13 protein-coding genes and 1 other annotated feature are annotated in these 13,228 nt (G+C 39.3%); all 13 genes read left to right on the top strand.

Annotated features, from left to right (window positions below; translation table 11 throughout):
* Position 1: 1 nt before the first annotated feature.
* On the top strand, positions 2-526 hold the full coding sequence (locus CJ229_RS05470) for an NYN domain-containing protein (protein ID WP_068129497.1): 525 nt from the start codon (positions 2-4) through the stop codon (positions 524-526).
* Between the two features lie 58 nt (positions 527-584).
* On the top strand, positions 585-1,175 hold the full coding sequence (locus CJ229_RS05465; protein ID WP_102167592.1) for a sigma-70 RNA polymerase sigma factor region 4 domain-containing protein: 591 nt from the start codon (positions 585-587) through the stop codon (positions 1,173-1,175).
* A 53-nt stretch (positions 1,176-1,228) separates the two neighbouring features.
* Entirely contained in the window at positions 1,229-1,372 is a 144-nt protein-coding gene (gene rpmG, locus CJ229_RS05460; RefSeq protein WP_083286916.1) for a 50S ribosomal protein L33, read from the top strand.
* Positions 1,373-1,388: 16 nt separating this feature from the next.
* Positions 1,389-1,565 (top strand): preprotein translocase subunit SecE, encoded by a 177-nt coding sequence (secE, locus tag CJ229_RS05455; protein ID WP_040928223.1) that lies wholly within the window; start codon positions 1,389-1,391, stop codon positions 1,563-1,565.
* Positions 1,566-1,579: 14 nt separating this feature from the next.
* Positions 1,580-2,122: a transcription termination/antitermination protein NusG gene (gene nusG, locus CJ229_RS05450; RefSeq protein WP_040928224.1), complete on the top strand. Its 543-nt coding sequence runs from the start codon at positions 1,580-1,582 to the stop codon at positions 2,120-2,122.
* 144 nt (positions 2,123-2,266) lie between these two features.
* Positions 2,267-2,692 carry a 50S ribosomal protein L11 gene (gene rplK, locus CJ229_RS05445; protein WP_040928225.1) on the top strand — a complete coding sequence of 142 codons (426 nt, stop codon included), beginning with the start codon at positions 2,267-2,269 and terminating at the stop codon, positions 2,690-2,692.
* Positions 2,693-2,763: 71 nt separating this feature from the next.
* Complete coding sequence (rplA, locus tag CJ229_RS05440; RefSeq protein ID WP_068129500.1) at positions 2,764-3,465, top strand: 50S ribosomal protein L1; 702 nt, start codon at positions 2,764-2,766, stop codon at positions 3,463-3,465.
* A gap of 53 nt (positions 3,466-3,518) precedes the next feature.
* Positions 3,519-3,663 (top strand) — a sequence feature (ribosomal protein L10 leader region).
* Positions 3,664-3,690: 27 nt separating this feature from the next.
* The gene (gene rplJ, locus CJ229_RS05435; protein ID WP_070458413.1) at positions 3,691-4,215 is read left to right on the top strand and encodes a 50S ribosomal protein L10; all 525 of its coding nucleotides are present in this window, start codon (positions 3,691-3,693) and stop codon (positions 4,213-4,215) included.
* Positions 4,216-4,253: 38 nt separating this feature from the next.
* Positions 4,254-4,619 (top strand): 50S ribosomal protein L7/L12, encoded by a 366-nt coding sequence (rplL, locus tag CJ229_RS05430; RefSeq protein WP_040928228.1) that lies wholly within the window; start codon positions 4,254-4,256, stop codon positions 4,617-4,619.
* Between the two features lie 74 nt (positions 4,620-4,693).
* Positions 4,694-5,290, top strand: a complete 597-nt coding sequence (locus tag CJ229_RS05425; RefSeq protein WP_070623140.1) for a class I SAM-dependent methyltransferase — start codon at positions 4,694-4,696, stop codon at positions 5,288-5,290.
* Positions 5,291-5,367: 77 nt separating this feature from the next.
* Positions 5,368-5,607, top strand: a complete 240-nt coding sequence (locus CJ229_RS05420; protein WP_317846522.1) for a ferredoxin family protein — start codon at positions 5,368-5,370, stop codon at positions 5,605-5,607.
* Between the two features lie 297 nt (positions 5,608-5,904).
* Entirely contained in the window at positions 5,905-9,447 is a 3,543-nt protein-coding gene (gene rpoB, locus CJ229_RS05415) for a DNA-directed RNA polymerase subunit beta (protein WP_068129506.1), read from the top strand.
* 39 nt (positions 9,448-9,486) lie between these two features.
* Positions 9,487-13,128, top strand: a complete 3,642-nt coding sequence (gene rpoC, locus CJ229_RS05410; protein ID WP_102167593.1) for a DNA-directed RNA polymerase subunit beta' — start codon at positions 9,487-9,489, stop codon at positions 13,126-13,128.
* Positions 13,129-13,228 lie beyond the last annotated feature (100 nt).

The raw sequence follows: 13,228 nt of genomic DNA, 5'->3' as shown, positions 1-13,228 counted from the left end.
CATGAAAAGAAGACAAAAGATTATGTTAGTCGACGGGTACAATTTGATTGGAGCAAACAAACGACTGACCGAAGAGGGCCGATTAAGTTTAGAATACGCACGCGAAGAATTACTCACGATATTAAGTGAATATCAAGCCGTATCCAAGTACGACGTCATTTGTGTATTCGATGCGTACGAGGTGAAATCAAAAGAGACGGTGTACGACTATCACGGTGTCCAAGTCGTTTTTACGAAAGAAAAAGAAACCGCCGATGAATATATCGAACGTTTCGTTTATAAGTATTTCCATCCACACTTAACGGAAATTACGGTCGTAACGAGTGATTTACCAGAGCAAAACGCGATATTTTCTTACGGAGCGTACAGAATTCCATCGAGAGAAATGTGGGAAGACTTAAAACATGCAGAAAAAAATATTAGTGTCGAAATTGAAGCAATAAATCAAAAAGTGCCTAAGACAAAATTAAATATTAGTGACGATATTTTAGCAGAACTTGAAAAACTGCGACGTGGCAAGCGTTAGGGCGACTTGTGAGTAGCGACTTTCGTATGTATGATATATACAAAAACGGGAGGTATTCATGTACAACATTCGTTCGTTTTTGATATTTATTTACGAAGATTCGAAACTCAATGAATATGTCGAACACGTAAAAAATGGGAAACTCGATTATTTTGACAAGATTGACGAAGCTATTCGTTTAAAAGTACGTAAAATGACATATAAACATACGCGAGACCCTTATGAAAGAGAAGACTTAGAACAGATGATTATGGAGTATTTACTCCACGCGTGCTTTAGATACGACAAAAGACTTGGAGACTTTCATAATTACGCAATAAGATCTGCATATTTAGAACTAAAAAAGCGTAGTGTGTATTTTTATCGATTAAATAGTAAAGAAACGACAAGCAACGAGCTGTCAAACTACGTGTGTGACAAAGTAGAAACATACGACCGCATCAATCAAATCATAAACCGAGATCAGTACTCTTATATGCTCCAAGATAAAAAGACGTTTTCAGAATACGAGCGTGCTGTGTTAAAATATTTAGGAGAGCATTATACATTTGATGAAATTAGCGAAAAGTTAAAAACGAATCGTAAATCGATTCAAAATACATTGTACCGTGTCCTTCGTAAAAAAGAGAAACAGCACGGCGTTTATTGACAAACGTAGACTTTAATCGGTATAGTATATAAGAATTGAAATGAGGTAATGAGATGAAAGTTGCATTACTATGTAGCGAGTGTGGCAGTCGTAATTATCACGTTAAACAAGCTGCCGATAAGGATGGAACAAGACTCACGATGAAAAAGTTCTGTAAACAATGCAACCGACATACGATTCATAAAAGTTCCATATAAGATGAGGAGGCGTCGCATGAATAACGATAGAAATTTCCTTGCAAACGTCGTCAGTGAAATGAAAAAAGTAAGTTGGCCAACTGGTAAAGAAGTAGTGAATTATACGTCAATCGTTGTTTTCACTGTTATCTTCTTCTTATTCTTTTTCTACGCGATTGATATAGGTATTACGTATTTAATTGATGCAATGTAATGAGGGAGGATATTATGTCCGAAGAAAAACAATGGTATGCCATTCATACTTACTCAGGCTATGAAAACAAAGTACATCAAAACTTACTTGCACGTTTAGAGTCGATGAACATGCAAGACCAAATTTTCCGTGTCGTTGTACCAGAAGAAGAGGAAACGACTATTAAAGATGGTAAAAAGAAAACACAAATGAAAAAGACATTCCCAGGTTACGTCTTAGTTGAGATGATCATGACAGATGAGTCTTGGTACGTCGTACGTAACACACCTGGAGTAACTGGATTTGTCGGTTCTCAAGGTGCTGGAATTAAACCGAACCCATTATTAAAAGAAGAAGCACGCTTCATCTTAAGACAAATGGGTATGTCAGAGCGCATCGTAGATTTCGACGTAGAAATCGGAGAATCAGTTAAAATTATTGACGGTCCGTTTAATAATCAATTCGGTACGATCGAGGAAATCGACGAGCAACACTTTAAACTGACTGTATTAGTTGAATTATTTGGACGTGAAACGCCAGTTGAAGTCGAATACGACCAAATCGAAAAAATCGACTAAATAAAGATTGAAAATACAAGTGAAGTATGTTAATATGAGATGGTTGCAAAAATGCGACCATCTTTTTTATGTAAAAAGATATGAGTGGGAGGATGAAATCTTAGCATCCTGTGACCACATCACGAGAATGAGGAGGTTGACATCGTGGCTAAAAAAGTTATCAACGTTGTTAAATTACAAATCCCTGCAGGTAAAGCAACTCCTGCACCACCAGTTGGACCAGCATTAGGTCAAGCAGGTATTAACATTATGGGATTCACAAAAGAGTTTAACGCACAAACTCAAGACCAAGCAGGTCTTTTAATTCCAGTGGAGATTTCAGTATATGAAGACCGTTCATTTACTTTCATTACAAAAACTCCACCAGCAGCAGTTCTTCTTAAAAAAGCGGCTAAAGTTGAAAAAGGTTCTGGTGAACCGAACAAAAACAAAGTTGCTGAAGTAACTGAAGCACAAGTTCGCGAAATCGCTGAACTTAAAATGGAAGACTTAAACGCAGCAGACGTTGAAGCAGCAATGCGCATGGTAGAAGGTACTGCACGCAGCATGGGCTTCACTGTTAAAAAGTAATAATTATTTATAAGAAAAAGTATTGGTACATGTGGGAGGTTCACCCGCTATAACCACAAGGAGGAATATAAATGGCTAAGAGAAGTAAAAAGTATCTTGAAGCTTCAAAGAAAGTAGACTCTGAAGCAGTATACTCAATCGAAGATGCTATTAAGCTTGCACAAGAAACAAGCACAACAAACTTTGATGCGTCAGTAGACGTAGCTTTCCGCCTAGGTATTGATACACGTAAAAACGACCAACAAATCCGTGGTGCGATCGTATTACCAAACGGAACTGGTAAATCACAACGTGTATTAGTGTTCGCAAAAGGTGAAAAAGCGAAAGAGGCAGAAGCAGCTGGAGCTGACTACGTAGGAGAAGCAGATCTTGCTGAAAAAATCAACGGTGGTTGGTTTGACTTTGACGTAATCGTTGCAACACCAGACATGATGGGGGAAGTTGGTAAACTTGGTCGTGTATTAGGACCTAAAGGTTTAATGCCAAACCCTAAAACTGGTACAGTAACGATGGACGTTACAAAAGCAGTTGAAGAAATCAAAGCTGGTAAAGTAGAATACCGTGCTGAAAAATCTGGTATCGTTCACTCTACAATTGGTAAAGTGTCATTCGGTACTGATAAATTAGTTGAAAACTTCAACGCTTTACACGAAGCTTTAGTAAAAGCTAAACCAGCAACTGCAAAAGGTGTTTACTTCCGTTCAGTTGCAGTTTCTAGCACGATGGGTCCTGGTATCAAATTAGATCCATCACAAGTTAGAACAGACGTTTAAAAAATAAATTGACAAGAGTAAATGTACGTGGTATATTTACTCTTGTATTAAATTTAAATTTAGATGTTTTACCTAAGACAGTAGGAGTCTAAGACTTAAAACACAATCCTACCGAGGCAAACAAAAATGACTTGTATATTATTTATAAATATATGAGCACTTTTTGCCCTGGGTAAAAGGTGCTTTTTTTATTGCACCGATAATTTTCAAAACGGAGGTGTAACTATGACAAATGTTATCGAAAGAAAGAAACAACACGTTTCTGAAATCGCGGAACAATTCAAAAACTCAGTTTCAACAATCGTAGTTGATTACCAAGGTCTTTCAGTTGCTGAAGCAACAGCACTTCGTAAACAACTTAGAGAAGCTGGTGTTGAGTTCCACGTTTACAAAAACACGATGGTACGTCGTGCGTTACAAGAAGCTGGAATCGAAGGATTAGAAGAACACTTAACTGGTCCAAACGCGATTGCGTTCTCAAACGAAGACGTAATTGCTCCAGCAAAAGTACTTCACAGCTTCTCAAAAGAGCATGAAGCACTTGAAATTAAAGCGGGTGTCATCGAAGGTGAAATTGCAGACGTAGAAAGCGTTAAAGCAATCGCAACTTTACCATCAAAAGACGGACTTGTATCTATGTTACTTTCTGTTCTTCAAGCGCCAATGCGCAACTTCGCTTATGCGGTTAAAGCAGTGGGAGAGCAAAAAGAAGAAGGTACAGACGCAGTAGAAGAAACTGAAGAAGCATAATTAAAAATTAAAAAAGTTAAAAATTGGAGGATTTAATAATGGCTAATAAAGATCAAATCATTGAAGCAATTAAAGAAATGTCAGTATTAGAATTAAACGAATTAGTTGAAGCTATTGAAGAAGAGTTTGGTGTAACAGCAGCAGCTCCAGTAGCAGTAGCAGGTGGCGCAGCTGAAGGTGGCGCTGAAGAAAAATCTGAGTTCGACGTTGAACTTACAGATGCAGGTTCATCTAAAATCAAAGTTATCAAAGCAGTTCGTGAAGCAACTGGTCTTGGACTTAAAGATGCAAAAGAGCTTGTTGACAACGCTCCTAAAGTTATCAAAGAAGCATTACCTAAAGAAGAAGCAGAAGCACTTAAAGCACAACTTGAAGAAGTTGGAGCTAGCGTAGAGCTTAAATAATTAAAATATGATATTTTAGACTTATAAACATTATGTTTATAAGTCTTTTTTTTCTACATAAAAGGAGGGTGTTTATGTCACATTACTATACGACAGATGATACACCGCATGATTTTAAAGAAATTAAATATAATATAAAAGGTAAAACATATACGTTCACAACAGATCGTGGTGTGTTTTCAAAAGATCGTGTTGATTTTGGTACAGACGTATTATTAAATGCAGTGTTAGAAGATTATGATGGTCCGGGGTACTTTATCGATATGGGGGCTGGGTACGGCCCAGTGAGTATCGTACTTGCCGACCATTATGGTGGAGACGGTGTTGCGGTCGAAGTAAATGAAGATGCAATCAGTGTTTTAGATACGAACATGCATAACAATAACGTAAGTTTTGATATTGTTAAGAGAGAAACATATGATGATATGGAGTTAAAAGCTGATCTATACGTAACGAATCCGCCGTTTAGAGCAGGAAAAGATACAGTGCTTGAAATTATTAATGATAGTTATGAACGATTAGTCGATCACGGTGCGTTTTACATGGTCGTTCAAAAGAAGCAAGGTATGCCGTCATATTTAAAACATTTAGAAACGTTATATGGAAATGTAGAAAAACTCAAAAAGAGTAAAGGTTACTACATCTTAAAGAGTATTAAACACGTAAGTTAGAATTATTGTTTAATATTAAAGAAAATAGGTGTACAATGAAAAATATAGAAAAGAGAAGTCAGTGAGGAGGCCGAACTATGGCATATGTAATTTTACAACCGTGTGCAGCAGAAAAGTCTGGTGACTGCGTAGACGTATGTCCTGTAGATTGTATCGAGGAAGGCGAAGATCAGTTCTACATCAATCCGGATATTTGTATCGACTGTGGTGCGTGCGTAGCAGTTTGTCCAGTAGATGCGATTGTCGAAGAATCAGAAATGCTACCAGAAGAAGAAATTTACCTCAAAAAAGCAGAAGAGTTTTATGCGAATAGATAAGTACATATACTCCATTAACATTTTGTTAGTGGAGTATTTTTGTTATTCAAAGTTATGTGAAATCAGTCAGATTTACAAGAGATAATAATTTGACTTGACAAATTAGCTGTGATATAGTTGTTAAATGAATATTATTATCAAGAAGTATGTATATTTTTCGAAAGCACGTATTGGTAGAAGCTTTTGAATAAGTCAATGTTTATAGGAAATGGAGTTGTTTAATTCCGTTTTCTTTTTTGTCTTATGAGGTCTATCTGTTGATAATAGTGGGAAATATTTTTAGGGGTGAATCTGTCGATGAGTCAAGTGATTCAGTATGGAAAACATGCAAAACGTAGAAGCTATTCACGTATCGAAGAGAAGTTGGAGTTACCGAACTTAATTGAAATTCAAACGAATTCTTATGAATGGTTTCTGAAATCTGGCTTAATCGAAATGTTTAAGGATATCTCACCTGTTGAGGATTTCACAGGAAACATTTCGCTTGAGTTTGTCGACTATAAACTCGGAGAGCCTAAATACAACGTCGATGAGGCTAAAAACCACGACGCTACGTATTCGGCGCCTTTAAGAGTTAAAGTTAGACTCATTATTAAAGAAACTGGTGAAGTAAAAGAACAAGAAGTGTTTATGGGAGATTTCCCTCTCATGACAGATACAGGTACATTCATTATTAACGGTGCAGAACGTGTTATCGTTTCTCAGTTAGTCCGTAGTCCTTCTGTGTATTACTCGGATAAGCTCGATAAAAACGGTAGAACGAGCTACACAGCGACAGTTATTCCTAACCGTGGTGCATGGTTAGAGTATGAAATGGACGCAAGAGATACGGTTTACGTAAAAATTGACCGTACGCGTAAAATGCCAATTACGGTATTACTACGTGCGCTAGGTTTCGCTACAGATCAACAAATCGTTGACTTATTAGGGGACAGCGAATATTTAAGAAACACATTAGACAAAGACACAACAGAAACAGTCGATCAAGCATTACTTGAAATATATGAAAGATTACGTCCAGGCGAACCGCCAACAGTTGAAAACGCAAGAAACTTACTATATACACGTTTCTTTGATCCAAAGCGTTATGACTTAGCGGCAGTTGGTCGTTATAAGATGAACAAAAAACTTCACTTACAAAACCGTCTATTCAACCAAGTCGTTGCAGAGCCACTTGTAGATACGGAAACTGGTGAAGTAATCGTTGAAGCAGGAACGACAATTGACCGTCGTACGCTCGACAACATTATGGAACAACTTGAAACGACAGTGAACTTAAAAACGTTTGAATTCGAAAACGGGATTTTAGAAGAGCCTGTAGAAATTCAATCAATTAAAGTTAAATCTAACGTCGATGGTGATGAAGATACAACGACAAACATCATCGGTAACGCGTTCCCTGACAAAGAAGTGAAATCTATCACTCCGTCAGACATTATCGCGTCAATCAGTTATTACTTTAACTTATTAAATGGTGTTGGACATACAGACGACATCGACCATTTAGGTAACCGCCGTTTACGTAGTGTCGGTGAGTTATTACAAAACCAATTCCGTATTGGTGTTGCACGTATGGAACGTGTCATTCGTGAAAGAATGTCAATTCAAGACAAAAACACAATTACACCGCAACAACTTATTAACATTCGTCCGGTAATTGCATCGATTAAAGAGTTCTTTGGTAGCTCTCAATTATCTCAGTTCATGGACCAAACGAACCCACTTGCTGAGTTAACGCATAAGAGACGTTTATCAGCACTTGGACCAGGTGGTTTAACGAGAGAACGAGCAGGGATGGAAGTACGTGACGTACACTATTCTCACTACGGACGTATGTGTCCAATTGAAACACCAGAGGGACCAAACATCGGTCTAATCAACTCGTTATCAAGTTTTGCACGTGTAAACGAATTTGGGTTTATCGAAACACCATATCGTCGTGTAGATCCTGAAACAAATGCGGTAACTAGCAGAATCGACTACTTAACTGCAGACGAAGAAGAGCAGTTTGTCGTCGCACAAGCGAACGCAGAGTTAAACGAAGACGGTACGTTTAAAAATGAAGAAGTTATCTGTCGTTTCCGTGGAAACAACACAGCAATGCATAGAGATAAAATGGACTACATGGACGTATCACCAAAACAAGTTGTATCAGCAGCAACAGCATGTATTCCGTTCTTAGAAAACGACGACGCGAACCGTGCATTAATGGGTGCGAACATGCAACGTCAAGCAGTGCCGTTACTTATTCCGGATTCACCGTACGTCGGTACTGGTATGGAACACGTCACAGCAAAAGACTCAGGTGCAGCAGTTGTTTCACGTTATAAAGGTGTTGTAGAACACGTAGAAGCGCGTGAAATTCATGTGCGTCGTTACGTCGATAAAAATGGCGACGGAAACTATACGAAAACTGAAGAAATCGATAAATATAAACTTGTGAAATTTGAACGTTCAAACGCAGGTACTTGTTATACTCAGCGTCCAATCGTATCACTTGGCGATGAAGTTGAAAAAGGAGAAATTTTAGCGGATGGTCCTTCTATGGACAACGGTGAAATGGCACTTGGACAAAACGTCGTCGTCGGATTTATGATGTGGGACGGTTATAACTATGAGGACGCAGTTATCATGTCTGAGCGTTTAGTAAAAGACGACGTCTATACGTCGATTCACATTGAAGAGTATGAATCAGAATCAAGAGATACAAAACTTGGTCCTGAAGAAATCACAAGAGACATTCCAAACGTTTCTGAATCTGCAATGAAAAAGTTAGACGAGCGTGGTATCGTGTACGTCGGTGCAGAAGTTAAAGACGGAGATATTTTAGTTGGTAAAGTAACACCTAAAGGTGTCACAGAACAAACGCCAGAAGACCGTTTATTACACGCAATCTTCGGTGAAAAAGCACGTGAAGTTAGAGATACGTCACTTCGTGTACCACACGGTGCAGGCGGTATCGTCTTAGACGTTAAAGTATTTAACCGTGAAGATGGTCACGAATTATCACCAGGAGTGAACCAACTCGTGCGCGTATATATCGTTCAAAAGAGAAAAATCTCAGTCGGAGATAAAATGGCAGGACGTCACGGTAACAAAGGGGTTATCTCGACAATTCTTCCAGAAGAAGATATGCCATTCTTACCAGACGGCACACCGATCGATATTATGTTAAACCCACTCGGGGTACCTTCACGTATGAACATCGGACAGGTGTTAGAGCTTCATTTAGGTATGGCAGCGCGTGAAATGGGGCTTAAGATGGCAACGCCAGTATTTGACGGTGCGAACGAAGAAGACGTTTGGAGCACGATGGAAGAAGCAGGGCTCGCAAGAGACGGTAAAACAGTACTATACGACGGACGTACAGGTGAACCATTTGAAAATCGTGTATCTGTCGGTGTTATGTACATGCTGAAATTATCACACATGGTTGATGATAAACTTCACGCAAGAAGTACTGGACCATACTCACTCGTTACACAGCAACCACTTGGTGGTAAAGCACAGTTTGGTGGACAAAGATTTGGTGAGATGGAAGTATGGGCGCTTGAAGCATACGGTGCAGCATACACGTTACAAGAAATTCTAACGGTGAAATCAGACGACACAATCGGTCGTGTGAACACGTATGAAGCAATTGTAAAAGGTGAAAACTTACCGAACCCAAGTATTCCAGAATCATTCCGAGTACTCATGAAAGAGTTACAATCACTCGGTCTTGAAGTGTCGATTATGGATGATGAAGACAACGAAGTGAACATGAACACAGTCGTTGAAGAAGACGTCCAAAGAGAATCAGAACGTGATAATGACAAAGACGAAGTTGTATCGAAATAAAAGTTGAGCTTACAGCAGACTTTTAGGGAGGAACGCTCAATGATAGATGTAAATAGATTTCAATATATGAAAATTGGGCTGGCGTCACCTGAAAAAATTCGCTCATGGTCGAGCGGTGAGGTTAAAAAGCCAGAAACAATTAACTATAGAACTTTAAAACCAGAAAAAGATGGACTGTTCTGTGAGAAGATTTTCGGTCCAACAAAAGACTGGGAATGTGCGTGTGGTAAATATAAACGTATTCGCCATAAAGGACATGTTTGTGAAAACTGTGGTGTAGAAGTCACACGTGCGAAAGTACGCCGTGAGAGAATGGGGCACATTGAACTTGCTGCCCCTGTCTCACACATTTGGTACTTTAAAGGAATCCCTTCACGTATGGGATTACTTTTAGATATGTCACCACGTTCATTAGAAGAAGTAATTTACTTTGCGTCATACGTCGTCATCGAACCGGGTCCAACAGGGCTTGAAAAGCGTGACTTATTAAGTGAACGTGAATATCGTGATTACTACATGGAATACGGTGACAGATTTAACGCTAAAATGGGTGCAGAAGCAATTAAAGAATTGCTTGAAAACATCGATTTAGATAAAGAACTCGATCAATTAAAAGAAGAGTTAGAAACAGCGACAGGACAACGTTTAACACGTGCAATTCGTCGTTTAGAAGTCGTTGAAGCATTTAGAAACTCAGGAAACAAGCCTGAGTGGATGGTACTAGACGCTCTACCAGTCATTCCACCAGACATTCGTCCAATGGTGCAGTTAGACGGTGGACGTTTTGCAACGAGTGACTTAAACGATTTATATCGCCGTGTAATTAACCGTAACAACCGCTTAAAACGTTTATTAGATCTCGGTGCACCTGGGATCATCGTCCAAAACGAAAAACGTATGTTACAAGAAGCAGTCGATGCTTTAATAGATAACGGTCGTCGTGGACGTCCAGTTACTGGACCAGGAAACCGTCCGTTAAAATCACTTTCACACATGTTAAAAGGTAAGCAAGGACGTTTCCGTCAAAACTTACTCGGTAAACGTGTAGACTACTCAGGCCGTTCAGTAATCGTCGTTGGTCCAAACTTAAAAATGTACCAATGTGGATTACCACGTGAAATGGCATTAGAGCTATTTAAACCATTCGTTATGAGAGAACTCGTGAAAAGAGAACTCGCTACGAACATTAAAAACGCGAAAAATAAAATCGAACGTTTAGATGAGTCAATTTGGGACGTTTTAGAAGACGTTATCCGTGAACACCCAGTGTTACTTAACCGTGCACCAACACTTCACAGACTTGGTATCCAAGCGTTTGAAGCTGTACTCGTTGAGGGACGTGCAATTAAATTACACCCACTTGTAACGACAGCATATAACGCGGACTTTGACGGTGACCAAATGGCGGTACACGTACCACTTTCAAAAGAAGCACAAGCAGAAGCTCGTATGTTAATGCTTGCAGCATCAAACATTCTAAACCCGAAAGATGGTAAACCAGTTGTAACACCGTCACAAGACATGGTACTTGGTAACTACTACTTAACGTTAGAAAAGCCAGGTGCAAAACGTGAAGGTCGTATCTTTAAGGACTTTGAAGAAGTTGTTATGGCATATCGCTCTGGATATGCATCACTGCATACGAGAATTGGTGTGCATACAGGTGCAATGTCTGAAGAAAAAATCGCTGAAGAAAACCGCGGTAAGATCTTAATGACGACAGTTGGTAAAGTAATCTTTAACGAGATTATGCCTCCGTCATTCCCTTACTTAAACGAACCAACGCGTGAAAACTTAGAGCGTAAAACGCCAGACCGTTTCTTCATCAAAGCAGAAGACCTTGGTGAAGCGGGATTAGTTGGTAAGTTTAAAGAGCAAGAACCTGTAAAATCATTCGATAAGAAATTCTTAGGTCAAATCATCGCTGAAGTATTCAATAAGTTCCACATTACTGAAACGTCAGTCATGTTAGACCGAATGAAAGATTTAGGTTTCAAATACTCAACGCGTGCAGGTATTACAGTTGGGGTATCAGATATCGTTGTCTTACCGAACAAGCAGAAACTTATTGAAGCGACAGAAGAAAAAGTTGAAACAGTTCAAAGACAATATGACCGTGGTTTAATTACAGAAGAAGAGCGTTACAACACAGTTATTAAGCTATGGACAGATATTAAAGACGAAATCCAAGATAAACTGATGGATTCGTTAGATAAATTTAACCCGATCTTCATGATGGCAGACTCTGGTGCCCGTGGTAACGCGTCTAACTTTACTCAGCTTGCAGGTATGCGTGGACTTATGGCGAACCCGTCAGGTCAAATCATTGAGTTACCGATCAAGTCAAGCTTCCGTGAAGGGTTAACAGTACTCGAGTACTTCATCTCAACACACGGTGCGCGTAAAGGATTAGCCGATACAGCACTTAAGACTGCAGACTCAGGTTACTTAACGAGAAGACTTGTAGACGTGGCTCAAGACGTAATCGTCCGCGAGCAAGATTGTGGAACAGACAAAGGGCTTAAAGTATCAGAAATTCGTGAAGGCGGAGAAGTAATCGAGCCGTTATTTGACCGTCTAGAAGGACGTTACGCAAAAGAAACGGTTAGACACCCAAATACGAACGAAGTCATCGTTGGTTCAAATGAACTGATCACAACAGATATCGCAAAAGAAATCGTTAATGCAGGTATTGAATCAGTAGTCATTCGTTCAGCATTCACATGTAACACACGTTACGGTGTATGTGAGAAATGTTACGGTAAAAACCTTGCGACTGGTGAAAAAGTTGAAGTCGGTGAAGCGATTGGTACAATCGCGGCGCAATCAATCGGTGAGCCGGGTACACAGTTAACGATGCGTACATTCCACACAGGTGGGGTTGCAGGATCAGACATTACGATGGGTCTTCCACGTATCCAAGAATTATTCGAAGCGCGCAACCCGAAAGGGGAAGCAGTCATTTCAGAAATTGAAGGAACAATCGCTTCAATCGAAATGATTAAAGACCGTCAACAAGAAATTAAAGTTAAAGGTGACGAAGAAACACGTACGTACACAGCACCAGCCAATGCGAGAGTAATCGTAGAAGAAGGAGACAAAGTATCTCCAGGTGAAATGCTAACAGACGGTTCAATCGAGCCTAAGAACTTATTAAAAGTTGCAGGTTTAAACAAGACGCAAGAATATCTATTAAAAGAAGTACAAAAAGTATATCGTTCACAAGGGGTAGAAATCGACGACAAACACGTCGAAGTAATGGTGCGTCAAATGTTACGTAAAGTACGTATCATCGACGCAGGAGAAACATCACTTATCCCAGGTGCGTTAGTAGATATCCACACGTTCCAAGAAGCAAACAAAGTCGTATTCAAAGAAAGAAAACGACCAGCGACAGCAAAACCTGTATTACTAGGAATTACAAAAGCATCACTTGAAACAGAAAGTTTCTTATCCGCAGCGTCATTCCAAGAAACAACACGTGTCTTAACAGATGCGGCAATCAAAGGAAAACGCGACGACTTACTCGGACTGAAAGAAAACGTCATAATCGGTAAATTGATCCCAGCAGGAACAGGAATGAACCGATACCGCGACATCGACATCGATGTCGAAGGACAAGACGAAAGATTGCAGTTAGAAGCTGAAGAGAGAGAAGCGGAACTAGTTGAAGAAAATTAAAAAATAAAACGATAATCCCCATTCAAGTAAGTATTATGTACTAATACTGGAATGGGGATTTTAATATTTAAAGAATGTTTTATTAACTATATTTAATTGT

The organism is Nosocomiicoccus massiliensis (genome assembly GCF_002871345.2).
In the GTDB taxonomy this organism is placed as follows: Bacteria; Bacillota; Bacilli; order Staphylococcales; family Salinicoccaceae; genus Nosocomiicoccus; species Nosocomiicoccus ampullae_A.
Note: the sequence above shows the minus strand (reverse complement) of the source record. Positions and strands in the feature narration are given on the sequence as shown.